An 18459-nucleotide genomic window follows, 5' to 3' on the forward strand; every position below is an offset into this window, starting at 1 on the left:
CGGCGCGGGGGCCGGAGGCCTCCCGGCGGGTCCTCGCGGATGGGCTCAGCTCGTCAGGGGGACGGCACGTGGCCGCGGTGCGGTCCGGAGGACCGCAGTGTCACCGGAGGTGTGCCGTGTCGTTGACGACGCGGACGGACGTGCGGCCGTCGGAGCTCCACGCGACCGTCGACAGCGACGCCGCCTCGAGGAACACCCGGTGCACCACCTCGTCGGCGACGCCGAGGCCCGCGGCGAGCATCAGCTTGATCGGCGTGACGTGGCTGACCAGCAGCACCGTCCTCCCGGCGTGCCGCTCGAGCAGCCGCGCCCGCGCCCGGGCCACCCGCCGCGACACGTCGGCCACCGACTCGCCATTGGGCGCGGCCACCGTCACGTCGGACATGAACCGGCGCGCGGCCAGCGGGTGCCGCTGCTGCGCCTCGGCGCCGGTCAGCCCCTCGAGGTCGCCGAAGTCGAGCTCGACCAGGTCGTCGTCGAGGTCCACCGGCAGGCCGAGCGCGCCGGCCACGACCTCGGCGGTCTCCCGCGTCCGGCGCAGCGGCGAGGCGACGACGACCTCGATGCCGAGCTCCTTCGCCCGGACGGCGGCCGCCTCCGCCTCCGCGCGCCCGGTGGCCGACAGCGGCAGGTCGTTGCGGCCGCTGTAGCGCCGCTCGGGGGTGTGCTCGGTGCGCCCGTGCCGCAGCAGGTGCGTCACCGTGGTGACCGGCGGCGCGGGCTCGGCGCCCGGCTGGACGTCGTCCTCGACCACGGTCGGCTCGGCGGCGAGGTCGCGGTGCACGGGCCGGCCGTCCATCGCGCTGTTGGCCAGGGCGTCGGCGGCGCCGTTCTGCGCGCGCGGCACCCAGGTGTAGCGGACGCTGCCCAGCCGCCGGGCGATCTCCCGGGCCTGCACGGCCAGCTTCTGCATGTCGGGGTGCTTGATCTTCCAGCGTCCGGACATCTGCTCGACGACGAGCTTGGAGTCCATCCGGACCTCCACGTCGGCGCTCGCGTCCAGGTCGAGCGCCGCCTGCAGCCCGGCCACCAGCCCGCCGTACTCGGCCACGTTGTTGGTGGCCCGGCCGACCGAGGCCGCCCGCTCGGCGAGCACCCGCCCGGTGTCGGCGTCGCGCACCAGGGCGCCGTAGCCGGCCGGCCCCGGGTTGCCCCGCGAGCCGCCGTCGGCCTCGACGACGAACCGCCGGCTCACAGCCCGGACTCGGCGGTGCGGACGAGGATCCGGCCGCAGTTCTCGCAGCGCACCACCTCGTGCGGGTCGGCGTTGCGGACCGCGGCGAGCTCGCGGCCGTTGAGCTCGATGCGGCAGCCCTGGCACTGGCGGGCCTTGAGCATGGCCGCGCCGGTGGTGCCGGTCTGGGTGCGGATGCGGTCGTACAGCGTCAGCAGCGGGGCCGAGATGCCGGCGGCGACCTCGTCCCGCGCGGCCTGGTGCCGCGAGGTCGAGTCGGCGATGTCGGCGAGGGAGTCGTCGCGGAGCTGCTCGGCGCGCTCGCGGTCGGCGACGGCCGAGGCCCGGCCGGTCTGGGCGGCGACCAGCGCGGCGTCGGCGGTCTCCCGGCGCTCCATCAGCTCGAGCACCTGGTCCTCCAGGTCGGACTGCCGCCGCCCCAGCGACTGCAGCTCCGACTGCAGCGAGGTGATCTCCTTCGGCGTCGCCGCCCCGGAGTCGATCCGGGACCGGTCGCGGTCGGCGCGCTGCCGGACGGTGTCGACGTCGCCCTCGAGCCGCTTCTGCTCCCGGTCGAGGTCGCGCACCTCGGTCTCCGCGCGGACCTCCGCCTCGGCGAAGGTCCGCTCGGACTCCAGCGCGGCCTCGACGGCGGCCGTCTCCGGCAGCGTCCGCTTCCGGTGGGCGAGCTGGGTGAGCGCGACGTCCTCGTCGGCCAGCGCCAGGAGCTTCTGCTGCTCGAAGTGGTCGGCCTTCACCAGGACAACCTACCGGGGCAACGCCCGGGCCCCCGGTCCTCCCGCTACCTGCCGGCCGCGCGCCTCCCCGTGCCCTGCTCCACCCCGGGCGGGGCGGACTCCAGCGGGTCGGGGAGCTCGCGGAACGTCGGGTCCTCGCGCTCGGCGGTGTAGTCGGCCGGTGCCGTCGCGTCGACGCCGTCGGACACCCTCATCGCCCGCAGGACCACGGTGACGAGCACGGCCACCAGCAGGTTGGCCAGCAGCGCGAGCAGCCCGGTGTAGACGCTGGAGGCGCTGTCGAGGCCGAGCTTGGACAGCGCGAACGACGAGCCGCCGAAGTGCTCGCGGACGACCGTGCCGTCCGGGCCCAGGCGCGGGATGTTGTAGAGCATCAGCAGGCCGGAGGCCATGCCGGCGAACCAGCCGGCGATGAGCCCGCCGCGGTGCAGCCAGCGCGTGTAGAGGCCCAGCGCGACCGCGGGCAGCGTCTGCAGGATGATCACGCCGCCGATGAGCTGCAGGTCGATGGAGAACTGCGGGTCGATGAACAGGATCGCCGCGACCGCGCCGAACTTGACCACCAGCGAGACGATCTTGGCGACCTGCGCCTCCTGCCGCGGGGTGGCGTCCCGCTTCAGGAACTCCTTGTAGATGTTGCGGGTGAACAGGTTCGCCGCAGCGATCGACATGATCGCCGCCGGCACCAGCGCGCCGATGCCGATGGCGGCGAACGCGACGCCGGCGAACCAGCTCGGGAACATCTCCTGGAACAGGACCGGCACGATCGTGTTGCCGTCCTCGCCGATCGGCGTGACACCGGCGGCGATCGCCATGAAGCCCAGCAGCGCGATGAAGCCGAGCGCCAGGCTGTAGACCGGCAGCGCGCTCATGTTGCGCTTGAGCACGTCGCGGTTGCTGGCGGCCAGCACGCCGGTGAGCGAGTGCGGGTAGAGGAACAGCGCCAGCGCCGAGCCGAGGGCGAGCGTCGCGTACCCCAGCTGCCCGGTCGCCGGGAGGATGACCCCGGCTCCGGTGCCGGCGGAGAACTTCTCCTCGGCCGCGCCGAAGATGGCGTCCCAGCCGCCCAGCTTCACCGGGATGACGATGACCGCGACGATGATCGTCAGGTAGATCAGCGTGTCCTTGACGAACGCGATGAGCGCCGGCGCCCGCAGCCCGGAGTTGTAGGTGTAGAGCGCCAGGATCACGAACGCGACGATCAGGGGCAGCTCGCCCTCGACGCCCATCGCCTTGAGGATCGCCTCGATGCCGACGAGCTGGAGGGCGATGTAGGGCATCGTCGCGACGATCCCGGTGAGGGCGACCAGCAGCGCCAGGCCCGGGGAGTCGAACCGGGCGCGCACGAAGTCGGCCGGGGTGACGTAGCCGCGCACGTGGCTCACCGACCACAGCCGGATCACCACCAGGAAGACCAGCGGGTAGATGACCACCGTGTACGGGACGGCGAAGAACCCGGCCGCGCCCGCGCCGAACATCAGCGCCGGGACGGCGACGAACGTGTAGGCGGTGTAGAGGTCACCGCCGAGCAGGAACCAGGTGACCCAGGTGCCGAAGTTGCGCCCGCCCAGGCCCCACTCGTCGAGGTGCATGAGGCTCTCCGCCCGCCGCCAACGCGAGGCGACGAACCCCAGCACCGTGACGACGACGAAGAAGAAGATGACGATCGACAGCTCGACGACGTTGACCCCGTCCACGGCTCAGCGCCCCCCGTCCCGGTCGGTGTCGCGCGGCGTCGTGCCCCGCGCGGTGGTGTCGCGTGCAGTGGTGTCCCGCGGCGTCGTGTCCCGCGCGACCGCGGCGCGGGCGGCGGCCTGCTCGGCCGGGCTGCGCCGGGTGGCCCGGTAGACGACCACCGTGGTCAGCACGCCGAGGGCGACGAACAGCAGCTGCACCCAGTAGAAGAACGGCCAGCCGAACAGCGTCGGCTCCACGCGGTTGAACAGCGGGACGAGCAGCGGCACCACGATCGGCACCAGCAGCAGCCAGTTCCACGGGCTGCGGTCGCTGCGCACCGGCGCCTCGTCGGTCCCCCGCGGTCCTCCCGCGGGCGGTGTCACTGCGCTGGCCATCCGTCCCCTCCTCGTCCACCGGCCCGTCGGGCCGGGTCGTCCCCCGTGCGCGGGCCCCGGTGCACCGTCCAGGGATCGGTGCGCAGCCGCGACGCGGCCACCGAGACCCTGCCCGACAGGTCCCGGGCCAGCACGTCCGCGGCCACGGGCACCCAGGGCCACTCGGAGGCGAAGTGTGCCACGTCACAGACCGCGGGCCCGTCCGACTCCCGGGACTCCGACACGGGGTGGTGGCGCAGGTCGCTGGTGAGCAGGACGTCGGCGCCGGCGGCCGCGGCGGCCGGCAGCAGCGAGCCGCCGCTGCCCCCGCAGACGGCGACCGTGCGCACGGGCCGGTCCGGGTCCCCGGCCGCGCGGACGCCGCCCTCGGTGGCGGGCAGCACCGCCGCGGCGAGCGCGGCGAACCCCGCCAGTGTGGTCGGCTCGGGCAGCTCCCCCACCCGGCCGAGCCCCTGCCGCGAGCCCGGTGCCACCGGCTCCAGCGGCCGGGTGCCGGTCAGCCCGAGGACGGCGGCCAGCGCGTCGTTGACCCCGACGTCGGCGGCGCGGTCGGCGTTGGTGTGCGCGACGAACAGCCCGCACCCCGCCCGGACCAGCCGGTGCACCAGCCGCCCCTTCGGGTCGCCGGCGGGGACGCCGTGCACCGCGGTGAGGAACAGCGGGTGGTGGGTGACGAGCAGCTGCGCGCCGATGGCGATCGCCTCGTCGACGACGGCGGCGACCGGGTCGACGGCGACGAGCACGCGCCCGACCGGCTCGGCCGGGTCGCCGCACACGAGCCCGACGGCGTCCCAGCCCTCGGCCAGCGCCGGGTCGTAGCGGGCCTCCAGCGCGGCGACGACCTCGCCCAGGGTGGCGGTCACGGGCGCCGACCCTAGGTGCGCCGCCCCGGCCCCCCGCCCGCCGGGTGGCAGGCTCGGTCCCGTGGCGGACAGGTCGCTGCGCGCACCCGCGTGGCTCGAGGAGCTGGTGCGCACCTCGCCGCCGCCGGTGCCGTGGCGCGACGTCGCCCGCTTCGCCGTCGCGGTGCCCGCGCCGCTGGCCGTGGCGCTGCTCGTCGGCGGCCAGCACGCCCTGGGCGCCGGCGTCTTCGGCACCACCGGCGCGCTCGCCGCCACCCTCGCCCCGCAGGGCGGGCCGCTGCGCGACCGGCTGCGGCGCACCGCGGCCGCGGTCGGCTTCGGGGCCGTGGGCCTCGTGGCCGGGCAGTACGCCAGCGGCGGCGGGGTGCTGCCCGTCCTCGTGGTCGCGCTGCTGGCAGCCGCGGCAGCGCTGATCAGCGCGGTCAACTCGGCGATGTCGCTGGGCGCGCTGCAGCTGCTCGTCTACACGGCGCTGGCGTCCGGCCTGGTCACCTCGCTGCCGGCGGAGGCGGAGGTGGCGTTCTTCGCCGCGGGCGCCGGGTGGGCGACGCTCCTGACGCTCGTGCAGGCCGCGACCGACCCCGCCGACCCCGACCGCACCGCGGTGGCCGCCGTGCTCACCCGGATCGCCGGGCTGCTCACCGCCGTCGGCACCGACGGCGCCGACGGCGCCCGCCGTGAGCTCACCACCGCCCTGAACGCCGCCTACGACCGGGTGATCCGCACCCGCAGCCTCGCCGCCGGACGCAACCGGGAGCTCGCGGAGCTGGCCGGCGTCCTCAACGCCACTGCGCCGCTGGTGGAGGCCGCCGTCGCCTCGGCCCGGGCGGGCGTGCACGCCGACCCGCACGACGTCACCGCGGTGCACGCGCTCGCCGCGGCCGTCACCGGCGGCCGCTCGCTGCCGCCCGACCGGCCCCCGGCGCTGGAGGAGGGCCCGCCGCAGCGGCGCGCGGTCCGCCACGGCGTGCGGCTGGCGTGGGCGGTGGTCGGTGACCCCGAGGAGCGGGCCGGCGCCGCCGTCGCCCAGGACCGCCCGCCGTGGCGCGAGCGGCTGCGCGACGTCGCCGACCGCACCCTCGGCAGCCCCGACACCCGCGACTTCGCGCTGCGCCTGGTGCTGTGCATGACGATCGCCGAGGTCGCCCGCCAGCTGCTGCCCATCGAGCGGCCCTACTGGGTGCTGCTCACTGTGGCGATCGTGCTCAAGCCCGACTTCGGGTCGGTGTTCACCCGCGCCGTGCAGCGCGGCGCGGGCACGCTCCTCGGCGTCCTGATCGGCTCGCTGCTGCTGTCGGTGCTGCCCGGCAACGCCTGGGTGGTCGCGGCGATGGCCGTCGGCGCCGGGCTGCTGCCGTGGGCGCGGGGCGCCAACTTCGGCCTGTTCTCGGTGTTCCAGACGCCGGTGATCATCCTGCTGCTCGACCTCGCCGTGCCGGGCGGGCCGGGGCTGGTCGGCGCCCGGCTGGTCGACACCCTCATCGGCTGCACGATCGTGCTGGTCGCGGGCTACCTGCTGTGGCCGCAGACCTGGCGGGCGCCGCTGGACGAGGCGATGCGCGCGGCCGCCCTCGCCCTCGACGAGTTCGTCGGCGCGGCCTTCGGCGAGGACGCCGTCGTCCGGCGGCGGGCGCGCCGGCGGGCCTACCGGGCGCTCACCGAGCTGCACACCCAGCTGCAGCGGCGGCTGGCCGAGCCGCCGCCGATCAGCACCCGGGCCGGGGCGTGGTGGCCGGTGATCGTGCAGCTGGAGCGGACGGCCGACGCCGTCACCGAGGCGGTCATCGCCGTCCGGCACGGCGGGCACTCCCCCGACCCGGCGCAGGTGGCGGTGCTGCGGCGCGCGCTGCGCGAGCTGGAGGACGACGTCCGCGCGCACCGGCCGCCCGACGACGCCGAGATCCACGCCGACGGCGTCCTCGCCCCGGTGGCGCGCGAGGTCGACGCCGCCCGCCGGCTCGTGCGCGACGCCGCCCCGGGCAAGCGGCCGGAGTCGGCGGCCCCGGGCGGCTGAGGGGCCTCTGTCGTCCTATCGGCCCCCGGTCGCCGCCCGCGGGGACCTGCGTTGTCATGGACGGATGCCGCGCCGCCGCCGGGCCACCCCGCCCGCGCCCCGCATCCCGATCGTCCCGGGCACCGGCGGTCCCCCGCCGCCGGGCTCGCGCACCGTCCGCACCGACGACGGCGTCGACCTGCACGTGGAGTTCGACGGCCCCGAGGACGCGCCGGTCACCGTCGTCTTCTGCCACGGCTTCACCGCCCGCCTGGGCGAGTGGCAACTGCAGCGCGAGGCCGTCCGCGACCGCGCCCGCCTGGTGCTGTGGGACCACCGCGGCCACGGCCGGTCGAGCTGGGCCGACCCGACGACGGCGACCATCGACCGCACCGCCCGCGACCTCGGCCAGGTGCTCGACGCCGTCGTCCCCGCGGGCCGGCCGGTCGTGCTGGCCGGGCACTCGATGGGCGGCATGACGGTCATGGCCTACGCCCGGCAGCGGCCGCAGGAGATCGGCGCCCGCGTCGTCGGCGCCTTCCTGCTGGCCACCTCCGCGGGCGGCCTGGTGTCCGAGGGCCTGCTCGGTGCGGCCGTGGGGCTGATGCGCCGGCTGCACCTGCTCCCGCTCTACCTGTGGTGGCTGCGGCTGCTCGCCCCGTTCCTCGAGCGGTACCGCCGCCGCGGCACCCGGATCGGCCGCCGCGCCATGCGGAAGTACCTGTTCGGCCGCGACGACGCGACGCCCGACGCCGTCCGCGTGGTGCAGGACATGCTCGAGGAGACGCCGCTGACGGTGACCATGGCCTTCTACGGCACCTTCCTCGACCACGACGAGACCGCGGCGCTGCCGGTGCTCGCCCGGGTGCCCACGGCCGTCGTCGCCGCGGAGTACGACCGCCTCACCCCCGCCGCGCACGGCCGCCGGCTGGCCGAGCTGCTCGGGCCCGGCTGCGAGCTCGTCGTCGTCCCGGGGGCCGGGCACAGCGTGAACCTGACCCGCACGTCCGTGGTGGACGAGGCCCTGGTCGCGCTGCTCGACCGGGTGGCGGCCGGGGACGCCCGCCGGGCGGGCTGACGACGCGCCGTCCTACTGTGTCCGGCACCACAGCACGGGGTTCGGCCGGCCGGTCGGTGGACACAGGACCGGCCGGGACAGTCTCGACCAGCGAAGGAGCGACCGTGGACCGCCTGAGCTCCACCGACGCCGGCTTCTACTACGCCGAGAGCGAGAACGCGCCGCTGCACGTGGGGTCGGTCGCCGTCTTCGAGGGCCCGGCGCCCTCCTACGGCGACCTCGTGCGGCTGCTGCTCAGCAAGCTGCCCCAGGTGCCGCGCTACCGGCAGCGGGTGCGCGAGGTGCCGCTGAACCTGGGCCGGCCGCTGTGGGTCGACGACCCGCACTTCCAGATCCTCTACCACGTCCGGCACACCGCCCTGCCCAAGCCCGGCGGCCAGGAGCAGCTGCGCAACCTCGCGGGGCGCGTGCTCGGACAGCGCCTGGACATGGCCAAGCCGCTGTGGGAGGTGTGGCTGGTCGAGGGCCTGGAGGACGACCGGTGGGCGATCATCTCCAAGGTCCACCACTGCATGGTCGACGGCGTCGCCGGCACCGACCTGATGCAGGTCATGTTCGACCTCGACCCGAACGCCGAGCACCCCGCGCCGCGCGACTGGTCGCCGCAGCGCACCCCCTCGGGCCTCGCGATGGCCGCCGGCGCGGTGGCCGAGACGATGACGGCGCCGCTGCGCCAGCTGACCTCGCTGCCCGGCCCGGAGGCGGTCTCGCACGGCGCGAAGGGCCTGGTGTCCAGCGCCCGCGCCGCGGCCGCGAGCCTGCCCACGCTCGCCCGCCAGGCGCTCACCCCGCTGGCCCGCACGCTCACCGGCCCGATCGGCCCGCACCGGCGGTGGGCGTGGTCGGACGCGGAGCTCGCCGAGATCAAGGCGGCCCGCGCGGGACTCGGCGGCACGGTCAACGACGTCGTCCTCACCGCGATCACCCGCGGCTTCCGCGACCTGCTGCAGGGCCGCGGCGCGCTCGGCGGGGACACGGTCGTGCGCACCATGGTGCCGATCTCGGTGCGCCGGGAGGACGAGCGCGGGTCGCTCAACAACCAGGTGACGGCGGTCTTCGTCGACCTGCCCGTGGGCGAGCCCGACCCCGTGGCCCGGCTGGCGTCCATCCGGCGCCAGATGGACGAGTACAAGAAGACGATGCAGGCCGTCGACGCCCGCTCGATCATCGCGATGGGCGACTACATGGCCCCGACGCTGCTCGCGCTCGGCGTGCGGGCGGCGGCCTCGGCCGGCCAGCTGTGGTGCCAGGCGGTGACCACCAACGTGCCCGGCCCCCGCGTGCCGCTGTACGTGCTCGGCAGGCGGATGGTCTCCGCGCACCCGTACGTCCCCATCGGCGGCGGCACCCGGATCTCGATCGGCATCTTCAGCTACCTGACCTCGATGACGTTCGGGATCAACGCCGACTTCGACGCCTTCCCCGACCTCGACGTCCTCTCCGACGGCATCCGGCGGGGCCTCGACGAGCTGGTGGGCCTCGCCTCCGCCCAGCCCGCGGCGGCGAGCCGGTGACCCGGTTCACCTCCGGAGGGGTCGGGTAGCGGAACCGTCGTGACCGCTCCGCAGACCGACCTCACCGTCGCCGTCACCGGCCCCACCGGGACCTTCGGCGAGGGCCTCGTGCCCCTGCTCCAGACCGACGACCGGGTGCGCCGGGTCGTGGGCATCGCCCGCCGACCGTTCGACCCGGCCGCCCGCGGCTGGACGAAGATGGAGTACCGGCGGGGCGACGTCCGCGACGCCGGCGCGCTGCGGGAGGCCTTCGCCGGCGCCGACGTCGTCGTGCACCTGGCGTTCCTCATCACCGGCAACGCCTCCCGGCAGACCACCCGCGCGATCAACGTCGACGGCACGCTCAACGCCTTCAGGGCCGCCGCGGCCGCCGGCGCGGAGCGGTTCGTCTACGCCTCCTCGGTGGCCGCCTACGGCTTCCACGCCGACAACCCGGTCGGCATGACCGAGGAGTGGCCGGTCCGGCCGGCGTCGCGGCTGTTCTACGCGCAGGAGAAGGCCGAGCTCGAGCACCTGCTCCAGGAGGAGGCGGCGAGGCACCCGGAGATCGGGCTCTACCTGCTGCGCCCGCCGGTGGTGCTCGGCCCGCACACGCTCGGCGCCAAGGACGTGCTGCCGGGCCCGCTGGCGCCGCTCGGGCGGCGCCTCGCCGAGCAGTCCACCCGCCGGCTGCCGGTCCCGGTGCCGGTGGCGGTGCCCGCCCTGCCGCTGCAGTTCATCCACGAGGACGACGTCGGTTCCGCGCTGCTGCAGTGCGTCGTCGCCGCCGGCCCGCCCGGGGCCTACAACATCGCCGGCGACGGCGTGCTGACCGCCGCGGACGTCGCCCGCGAGTACGGCGCGCTGCCCCTGCCGCTGCCCGCGGCGCCGGCCCAGCTCGCCGCGCGGGCCGTGGCGCGGCTGCCGTTCCTGCCGCCGGTGGCCGAGTGGGTGGAGGCGGCGAGCCACCCGGCGATCATGGACACCACCAAGGCCCGCGAGCAGCTGGGCTGGCGCCCGAACTACTCCGGGCTGGAGGCGCTGCGGGCCACGCTCCGATCGGGGTGAGGGGCCTTCTCCCCGCGGCGCCTGACCGGCAGGCTCGGCGTCCCCCGGGCGGAACCGCGGCTGCCCTCGGCCGTTCGACCCGAGCAGCAACGGAGGACCCCGGGTGAGCCCCGGAGAGAGGTGCGCATGACCCCGCCGCTGGACACCGACGTCCCGCTGATCGTGCTGACCGACGTGGGCAGCGAGGTGGAGCGCCGGCTGGTGGCCGACGCCCTGCCCGCCGACCCCGGGCGCGCCACCGTGCTGCCGCTGCGCGGCGAGGCGCTGGCCGGCCCGCTCGCCGACGCCTCCCCCGACACCGTGGTGACGGCGGTGCGCGTCGCCTGGTCCGGCCGGCGCCCCGCCGCGCCCGGCCGCCGCGCGGGCACCCGCCGCCGGCTGCACGACGCCCGGCCCTCGCTGCTGCGCCGCCCGCCCGCGGCGCTGCAGGCCGCCGCGCTGCGCCGCGACCCCGACCGGGCGCGGGTCGTCGTCGCCGAGCCCGCCACCGTGACCGAGCTGCGCGAGCGCTGGGACGGCACCGGCGACGTCGCCGCCTTCATCGCCCACCAGGCCGCGCTCGCGCTCGACCGCGCCGAGCGGCTGGTGGTCGGCGACCGCGCCAAGGTGCCGCGGCACGTCGCCGAGGCGATCCAGTACAGCCCGGAGTTCCGCGCCGAGGTGGCCGCGCTGGCCGACCGGCTGGAGCGCCCCGAGGAGGAGGTCACCGCCGAGGCGGTCGAGGACCTGCGCGGGCTGGTCGCGGCGATGGACCCCGTCGCCGTCGAGCTGTTCACCGGGCTGCTGCGGCCGGTGCACGCCCGCGCGTGGGACGTGCAGGCCGACACCGCCCGCCTCGACGACCTGCGCGAGCTCAACCGCCGGCACCCGCTGGTGTTCCTCCCCAGCCACCGCTCCTACGTCGACCCGCTCGTGCTCGCCGACGTCCTCGCCGCCCACGACTTCCCGCGCAACCACGTCCTCGGCGGGGACAACCTGCGCTTCTGGCCGGTCGGCCCGATCGCCAAGCGCGCCGGTCTGGTCTTCATCCGCCGCAGCTTCGGCGACGACCAGGTCTACAAGCTCGCCGTCCGCGAGTACTTCGCCTTCCTGCTGGCCAAGCGGTTCAACCTCGAGTGGTACATGGAGGGCGGCCGGTCGCGCACCGGCAAGCTGCGCCCGCCCCGCCACGGGCTGCTGCGCTTCGTCGCCGACGCCGTCGAGCGGGGCCGGGTGGAGGACGCCTACGTCGTCCCCGTCTCGATCACCTACGACCAGCTGCGCGAGGTCACCGGCATGGCCGCCGAGCAGGGCGGCGCGGCCAAGCGCGGCGAGGGCCTGTCGTGGATGGCGTCCTACATCCGCGAGCAGGTGCGCACCCCGCTGGGCACGGTGCACGTCGGGTTCGCCGAGCCGATCTCCCTGGCCGCGGCGCTGCGCGGCGGCGCCGACCCGGCCGACCCCGACGCCCGCCGGCTCACCCTGCAGAAGGTGGCCTTCCAGGTCGCCGTCGGCATCAACTCCGTCACCCCGGCGACGGCGACCGCGCTGGTCACCCTGGCGCTGCTCGGCGTCCGCGACCGGGCGCTCACCCTCGCGCAGGTGCAGCGGGTGCTCGAGCCGCTGCTGGCCTACCTCACCGCGACCGGCCGGCCGCACTCCGGCGTCGCGCTGCACACCCCGCGCGGCGTGCGCCACGTGCTCGGCGCGCTGGCGCAGCAGGGCGTCGTCACCGTCTACGAGGGCGGCGAGGAGCCGGTCTACGCCATCGAGCGCGGCCAGCACCTGGTGGCCGCCTTCTACCGCAACAGCGCCATCCACCACGTCGTCGACCGGGCGATCGCCGAGCTGGTCATGCTGCGCGACCCGGTCGACCGCTGGGAGGAGGCGGGCCGGCTGCGCAAGCTGCTGGAGTTCGAGTTCTTCTTCCCCGAGCGGGAGGCATACCGGGAGCGGCTGACCGCCGAGCTCGAGCGGCTCGACCCGCACTGGGAGACCGCCGACGGCCGCGAGGTGCTCTGCGGCGCCCCGCTGCTGCTCGCCCACCGGGTGCTGCGCTCGTTCGTCGACGCGCAGCTCGTCGTCGCCGAGCGGCTGGCCGCCCGCGACCCGCGCACCCCCGTGGTGCAGGCCGACTTCCTCGCCGAGTGCAGCGGCGTGGGTCAGCAGATGCTGCTGCAGGGCCGGCTCCACGGGCCGGAGTCGCTCTCCCGCGAGCTGTTCGCCAGCGCGCTCCAGCTGGCCGCCAACCTCGACCTCGTCGACCCCGGCCGCGAGGAGCTGGCCCGCCGCCGCCAGGAGTGGGCCGCTCAAGTCCGGGACGTCGTGAGCCGAGTAGGAGTGATCGACGAGTTGGACGCCGCGGCGCGGCGGGAGAACGTGGGGGTGGAGCCGTGACCGACGGCGGGACGACGCCGGCCGGCGGGCTGGGCGCGCAGGCCGCGGCCATGGCCCGGACGAACGTGTGGACCGAGGAACAGCTGGTCGCAGACGTGGAGGCCGCCCCTCCGGGCCCGCGGATCGGCGCGTTCTTCGACTTCGACGGCACGGTCATCGACGGCTACTCGCTCGCGGCCTTCGCCCGCCACCACCTGCGCTCGCTGGAGGTGACGCCGAACTCGCTGGGCGAGCTGCTGCTCAACGGCCTGCGCGGGGTCACCACCGAGGAGGACTTCGAGCGGTTCACCGTGGCCGGTATGCGGGCCTGGGCCGGGCGCAGCGAGGACGAGCTGCTGGAGCTCGGCGAGCGGCTGTTCGTGCAGGGCATCGCCGGCTCGCTGTACCCGGAGGCGTGGCGGCTGGTCACCGCGCACCTCAACGCCGGGCACACCGTCGTCCTGGCCTCCTCGGCCACCCGCTTCCAGGTGGAGCCGGCCGCCCGCGCGCTCGGCGTCGAGCACGTGCTCGTCTCCCCCGTCGAGATCGTCGACGGCGTGTGCACCGGCCGGCCCGGCGGGCCGCTGCTGTGGCGCAAGGGCAAGGCCGCGGCCGTGCGCGCCTTCGCCGAGGAGCACGGCATCGACCTGCTGCAGAGCTACGCCTACTCCAACGGCGACGAGGACGTGCCCTTCCTGCGCACCGTCGGGCGCGCCCGCGCGCTCAACCCCGGGCGCGGGCTCGTCGCCGCCGCGCGGCACTACTCGTGGCCGGTGGCCCGCTTCCGCCGCCGCGGGAGCACCTCGCCGGTCGACCTCGCCCGCACCGTGGCCGGGATCGGCGGCATGCTGGGCGGGTTCGCCACCGGCGTCGCCGTGGGCGCGCTGGGCGGCTCCCGGCGGGAGGCGGTCGACCTCGGCATCACCCTGGCCGGCGAGCTCGGCAGCGCGATCGCCGGCGTCCGGGTCGACGTGCAGGGCGCCGAGCACCTGGCCACCCGGCCGGCGGTGTTCCTGTTCAACCACCAGAGCCAGCTCGACGTCCTGGTGCTCGCCAAGATGCTGCGCGGCGGGTTCACCGCCGTCGCGAAGAAGGAGCTGGCCAACACCCCCGGCTTCGGCCTGGCCTTCCGCCTCGCCGACGTCGCCTTCGTCGACCGCGCCGACTCCGGGCAGGCCCGCAAGGCGCTCGAGCCCGCGGTGCAGCGCCTGCGCGACGGCATCTCGCTGGTCATCGCGCCCGAGGGGACCCGGTCGGTCACCCCGACGCTCGGCCCGTTCAAGAAGGGCGCCTTCCACGTCGCCATGCAGGCCGGCGTCCCGATCGTGCCGATCGTGCTGCGCAACACCGGCGAGCTGATGTGGCGCGGGGCCACCACGGTCTCCCCCGGCGTCGTCCAGGTGCGGGTCCTGCCGCCGATCCCCACCGAGGGCTGGACGGCCGAGGAGATCGGCGACCGGGTGGCCGAGGTGCACGACCTGTACGTGCGCACGCTCGCCGACTGGGGCGGCCGCGCCGAGCGCCCGGTGGTCAGCGAGGAGCCCACCGCCGGCCAGCCGGCCGCGGTGCCCGCCACCCCGCTGGACTGGGGCAGCGCGCCGGAGATGAACCCGCTGGAGACGGCGATGTGGCGCGCGGAGGTGGCCGACCCGCGGCTGCGCGCCAACGTCGCCCTCCTCGAGCTGCTGGACCCGGCGCCGGACTGGGAGCGGCTGCGCGCCGCGCACGAGTGGGCCTCGCGGATGGTGCCGCGGATGCGCCAGCGCGTCGTCGAGCCGGCGCTGGGCATCGGCACGCCGCGCTGGGTGACCGTCGACGAGCTCGACCTCGACGCGCACGTGCACCGGGTGCGGCTGGAGGGGCCGGGCTCGATGCGGCAGCTGCTCGACGTCGTCGGGGAGTTCGTGTCCGCCCCGCTGGACCGCGACCGGCCGCTGTGGCAGGTGCTGTACGTCGAGGGGCTGGCCGACGGGCGGGCCGGCTACGTCGTCAAGACCCACCACAGCACCACCGACGGCCTCGGCGCCGTGCAGCTCATGGGGAAGCTGCACAGCCGCACCGCCGAGCACGACCCCGTGCGGCCCGAGCCGCCGGTGCCGCTGCCCGGCGACGACGTGTCCCGCACCGGCCTGCTCACCGAGCAGCTGGTCGGCACCGCCCGCTCGGCGCCGCTCGCGGTGCTGCGCCGCGGCGTCGAGGCCCTGACCACCGGTGCCCGGCCGTGGGAGGTCGTCACCTCCGCGCTGGGCTCGGCCCGCTCGGCGTCGCGCACGCTGCAGCCGCCGGGACCGGGCTCGGACCTGCTCGCCCCGCGCGGCGGCGGCTGGCACCTGGAGGTGCTCGAGGTGCCGCTGGCCGACCTCAAGGCCGGCGCGAAGGCGGCCGGCGGGTCGCTCAACGACGGCTTCCTCGCCGCGATGGTCGGCGGGTTCCGCCGCTACCACCAGCGCCACGGCGCGCCGCTGGGCACGCTGACCGTCGGCATCCCGATCAGCCTGCGCTCCCAGGACGCGCCCGAGGGCGGCAACCGGTTCACCGGCGCCCGCTTCCCCGCCCCGCTGGAGGAGGCCGACCCCGCCGCCCGCGTCCGGGCGATCCGGGAGTTCGTCCTCTCGGTGCGCGGCGACAGCGGCTCCGGCGTGCTCAACGACCTGCTCGCGCCCACGCTCAGCTGGCTGCCCGCGCCGGTGATCGGCGCGGTGTCGGGGCGGCTGACCAGCGCCAACGACGTCCAGATCTCCAACGTCCCCGGCGTCGCGCACCCCGTGTACATCGCCGGCTCGCGGATCACCCGGATGTTCCCGTTCGGCCCGCTGCCCGGCTGCGCGGCGATGATCACGCTGCTGTCGCACGAGACCCAGTGCTGCATCGGCATAAACCTCGACGCGGCCGCCGTGACCGACCCGGCGGGCCTGGTCGCCGACCTGCAGGCGGGCCTCGACGAGGTGGTGGCCCTGGGCCGGGGCTGACGCCGCGAGGTGTGGAACGCCGCCGGGGCGGTACTGGACCGGGTGTCACCCACGTCACAGGGCAGGAGCGGCCATGAGCTTCAACCTCGCCACCATCCTCCGTGAGTCGGCCCTCGCCTCGCCGGACAAGCCGATGCTGCTCATCGGCCCGACGACGCTCACCTACCGGCAGGTCGACGTCCTCTCCGGGCAGGTGGCCGCGGGGCTGCGCGCGGCCGGGCTGCGGCGCGGCGACTCGGTCGCGCTGCAGCTGCCCAACGTGCCGCAGTTCGTCCTCGCCTACTTCGGCGCGCTCAAGGCCGGGATGACCCTCGTCCCGCTCAACCCGCTGCTCAAGGCGCCCGAGGTCGCCTACCACCTGTCCGACAGCGGGGCCAAGGCGCTCGTCACCTTCGACGCCTTCGCCGACGAGGCGGTCAAGGGCGCGGCCGAGGCCGGCGGCGTCCCGGTCTGGGTGGTGTCCGCCGGGCAGGCCGCCGCACCCGCCGACACGACGCCGTTCGACGAGCTCGTCGCCGCCGGCGCGGGCGCCGACCCGGCCGAGGTCGAGCAGATGTCCCCCGAGGACACCGCGGTGATCATCTACACCAGCGGCACGACCGGGCGGCCCAAGGGGGCCGAGCTCACCCACTTCCAGGCCTACATGGCCGCGTCGGTGGCGGCGGAGACCTTCGCCTACCGCGAGGACGACGTCAGCATGGCCGTGCTGCCGCTGTTCCACGTCTTCGGCCTGTCCAGCGTGATGAACTGCGCCGTCCGCTCGGCGGCCACGCTGGTGCTGGTGCCGCGCTTCGACGTCGGCGCGGTCCTCGACGCGATGGAGCAGCACCGGGTGACGGTGTTCTGCGGCGTGCCCACGATGTTCGTGGCGCTGATGCACGCCGACCTCACCGGCCGCGACGTCTCCGCGCTGCGGATCTCCGTCTCCGGCGGCGCCTCGATCCCCGGCGAGGTGATCAAGGGCTTCGAGGCCGCCTACCCCGCGACGATCCTCGAGGGCTACGGCCTGTCGGAGACCGCCGCCATCGCAACCTTCAACCGCAGCGCCGAGGAGCGCCGCGTCCTGTCGATCGGCAAGCGGCTGTGGGGCTGCGAGGTGCGCGTCGTCGACGGCCAGGACGTCGAGCTGCCGCGGGGCCCCGAGCACGTCGGGGAGATCGTGCTGCGCGGCCACAACGTCATGAAGGGGTACCTCGGCCGGCCCGACGCCACCGCGGAGGCCATGCGGGGCGGCTGGTTCCACACCGGCGACCTGGGCTACCAGGACGACGACGGCTTCTTCTACATCGTCGACCGCAAGAAGGACCTGGTCATCCGCGGCGGCTTCAACGTCTACCCGCGCGAGATCGAGGAGGTCCTGCACGAGCACCCCGCGATCCGCGAGGCCGCCGTCATCGGCCGGCCCGACGAGCGGCTCGGCGAGGAGGTCGTCGCGTTCGTCAGCCTGCGGCCCGGCGCGACGGCCGAGCCCGCCGACGTCATCGCGTTCTGCAAGGAGCGGCTGGCGGCCTACAAGTACCCGCGTGACGTCACCGTGGTCGACGAGCTGCCCAAGGGCCCGAGCGGGAAGGTGCTCAAGACCGAGCTGCGGAGCCGCTGACGGCGACGTCGCCGAGCCAGGAGAGGACGAGGCCGGCCAGGCGGTCGGGCACCTGCAGCTGCGGCACGTGCCCGACCCCGGCCAGCTCCTCGTAGCGCCAGCCGGGGTTCTCCCGCGCCGCCTGCCGCGCGGCGTCCACCGACACCAGCCGGTCGCGGTCGCCGTGCACGAGCAGCACCGGCGCGGTCACCCGGGCCATCGCGCCCCGGTAGCGGCGCGGGTCGAGCAGGATCCACAGCAGCGAGCGCGCCGCGGCGAGGAACGCCCGGTCCATGCCGGCGGCGTCCTCGCGCTGCTCGAGCAGGGTGACCGCCCGGTCGACCACCGGCGCGGGCAGCTCGTCGGGGTCGACGCCGACCAGGTCGAGCATCGCGCGCACGCGGGTCAGCGGCGTCGACCGGACCCGCCGCAGGCGCAGGAACCGCTCCCCCACCCCGGGGACGGCGTACAGCGCGAAGGTGGCCGCCACGAGCGGGTCCAGCCTCCGGCGGCCGCCGGGCAGCGCCGGGTCGAGCAGCACCAGCGCGCGGACGGCGTCGGTCGAGGCCGCGGCGGTGAACAGCGAGATCATCCCGCCCATCGAGTTGCCGACCAGCACCGCGGGCTCCCCCACCACCTCGCGTAGGAAGCGCTGCAGGACGCCCACGTTGGCCTGCACCGTCGTCCGCCGCTCACCGGGCTCGCTGCGGCCGAAGCCCGGCAGGTCCAGGGCCCACACGCGGGCCGACGGCGTCAGCAGCGGCGCGAACAGGTCCCAGTTGCCGTGCGAGCCGCCGAGGCCGTGCACGAGCACGACGGCGGGGCCGCCCTCGAGTCCGCCGTGGTCGACGACGTGCACCGGCCCGCCGAGGTCGATCGTCCGGCCGGTCCCTGCTGGTTGCTCCACGCGCCGTCCCTCCCGCTCCGCCGGCGCGCCCGCGCCCGCTCCCCCGACGGTTCCACGACCGGGTGGACCGTGCAGCGGGACCTCTGTGGTCCGTGTGGCGTGGGACACACTGCGGTCCACCGGATCGCCCGCGATCGGGCAGTCAGGTGT

At 75.7% G+C, this 18459-nt stretch carries 13 protein-coding genes; 7 read left to right on the plus strand and 6 right to left on the minus strand.

Going from position 1 to position 18459, the window contains the following annotated elements; translation table 11 throughout:
• Window positions 1-100: 100 nt before the first annotated feature.
• Genes ACI78R_RS06490 through ACI78R_RS06510 form a run of 5 tightly spaced genes read right to left on the minus strand, consistent with a single transcriptional unit; the run spans window position 101 to window position 4867 of the window.
• Window positions 101-1195, minus strand: coding sequence for a bifunctional RNase H/acid phosphatase (locus ACI78R_RS06490; protein WP_457040057.1), 1095 nt, complete (start codon window positions 1193-1195; stop codon window positions 101-103).
• Window positions 1192-1932, minus strand: a complete 741-nt coding sequence (locus ACI78R_RS06495; RefSeq protein WP_336033589.1) for a zinc ribbon domain-containing protein — start codon at window positions 1930-1932, stop codon at window positions 1192-1194. The genes ACI78R_RS06490 and ACI78R_RS06495 overlap by 4 nt, the downstream gene beginning before the upstream one ends.
• A 44-nt stretch (window positions 1933-1976) precedes the next feature.
• On the minus strand, window positions 1977-3629 hold the full coding sequence (mctP, locus tag ACI78R_RS06500; protein ID WP_457040058.1) for a monocarboxylate uptake permease MctP: 1653 nt from the start codon (window positions 3627-3629) through the stop codon (window positions 1977-1979).
• Between the two features lie 3 nt (window positions 3630-3632).
• Complete coding sequence (locus ACI78R_RS06505; protein ID WP_457040059.1) at window positions 3633-4004, minus strand: DUF3311 domain-containing protein; 372 nt, start codon at window positions 4002-4004, stop codon at window positions 3633-3635.
• Window positions 3989-4867, minus strand: coding sequence for a Nif3-like dinuclear metal center hexameric protein (locus ACI78R_RS06510; RefSeq protein ID WP_457040060.1), 879 nt, complete (start codon window positions 4865-4867; stop codon window positions 3989-3991). Before ACI78R_RS06510 ends, ACI78R_RS06505 begins: the two co-directional genes overlap by 16 nt.
• Before the next feature lie 61 nt (window positions 4868-4928).
• On the opposite strand from ACI78R_RS06510, the gene ACI78R_RS06515 reads away from it, so the two are divergent.
• The 7 genes from ACI78R_RS06515 (at window position 4929) to ACI78R_RS06545 (ending at window position 17423) form a co-directional block, all read left to right on the plus strand.
• Window positions 4929-6881: an FUSC family protein gene (locus tag ACI78R_RS06515; RefSeq protein WP_457040061.1), complete on the plus strand. Its 1953-nt coding sequence runs from the start codon at window positions 4929-4931 to the stop codon at window positions 6879-6881.
• A gap of 64 nt (window positions 6882-6945) precedes the next feature.
• On the plus strand, window positions 6946-7938 hold the full coding sequence (locus ACI78R_RS06520) for an alpha/beta fold hydrolase (protein WP_457040062.1): 993 nt from the start codon (window positions 6946-6948) through the stop codon (window positions 7936-7938).
• A gap of 104 nt (window positions 7939-8042) precedes the next feature.
• The gene (locus ACI78R_RS06525; RefSeq protein WP_073419348.1) at window positions 8043-9452 is read left to right on the plus strand and encodes a WS/DGAT/MGAT family O-acyltransferase; all 1410 of its coding nucleotides are present in this window, start codon (window positions 8043-8045) and stop codon (window positions 9450-9452) included.
• 39 nt (window positions 9453-9491) lie between these two features.
• Entirely contained in the window at window positions 9492-10499 is a 1008-nt protein-coding gene (locus tag ACI78R_RS06530) for an NAD-dependent epimerase/dehydratase family protein (RefSeq protein WP_073419347.1), read from the plus strand.
• Window positions 10500-10625: 126 nt separating this feature from the next.
• On the plus strand, window positions 10626-12875 hold the full coding sequence (locus ACI78R_RS06535; protein ID WP_457040063.1) for a glycerol-3-phosphate 1-O-acyltransferase: 2250 nt from the start codon (window positions 10626-10628) through the stop codon (window positions 12873-12875).
• Window positions 12872-15823 carry an HAD-IB family hydrolase gene (locus ACI78R_RS06540; RefSeq protein ID WP_457040064.1) on the plus strand — a complete coding sequence of 984 codons (2952 nt, stop codon included), beginning with the start codon at window positions 12872-12874 and terminating at the stop codon, window positions 15821-15823. The genes ACI78R_RS06535 and ACI78R_RS06540 overlap by 4 nt, the downstream gene beginning before the upstream one ends.
• A gap of 73 nt (window positions 15824-15896) precedes the next feature.
• The gene (locus tag ACI78R_RS06545) at window positions 15897-17423 is read left to right on the plus strand and encodes a long-chain-fatty-acid--CoA ligase (RefSeq protein ID WP_457040065.1); all 1527 of its coding nucleotides are present in this window, start codon (window positions 15897-15899) and stop codon (window positions 17421-17423) included.
• On the opposite strand, the gene ACI78R_RS06550 is transcribed toward ACI78R_RS06545, so the two are convergent.
• Window positions 17398-18309 carry an alpha/beta fold hydrolase gene (locus ACI78R_RS06550; protein ID WP_457040066.1) on the minus strand — a complete coding sequence of 304 codons (912 nt, stop codon included), beginning with the start codon at window positions 18307-18309 and terminating at the stop codon, window positions 17398-17400. The two genes, ACI78R_RS06545 and ACI78R_RS06550, sit on opposite strands and share 26 nt — an antisense overlap.
• Window positions 18310-18459: the final 150 nt, after the last annotated feature.

The organism is Geodermatophilus sp. SYSU D01106, from assembly GCF_054049995.1.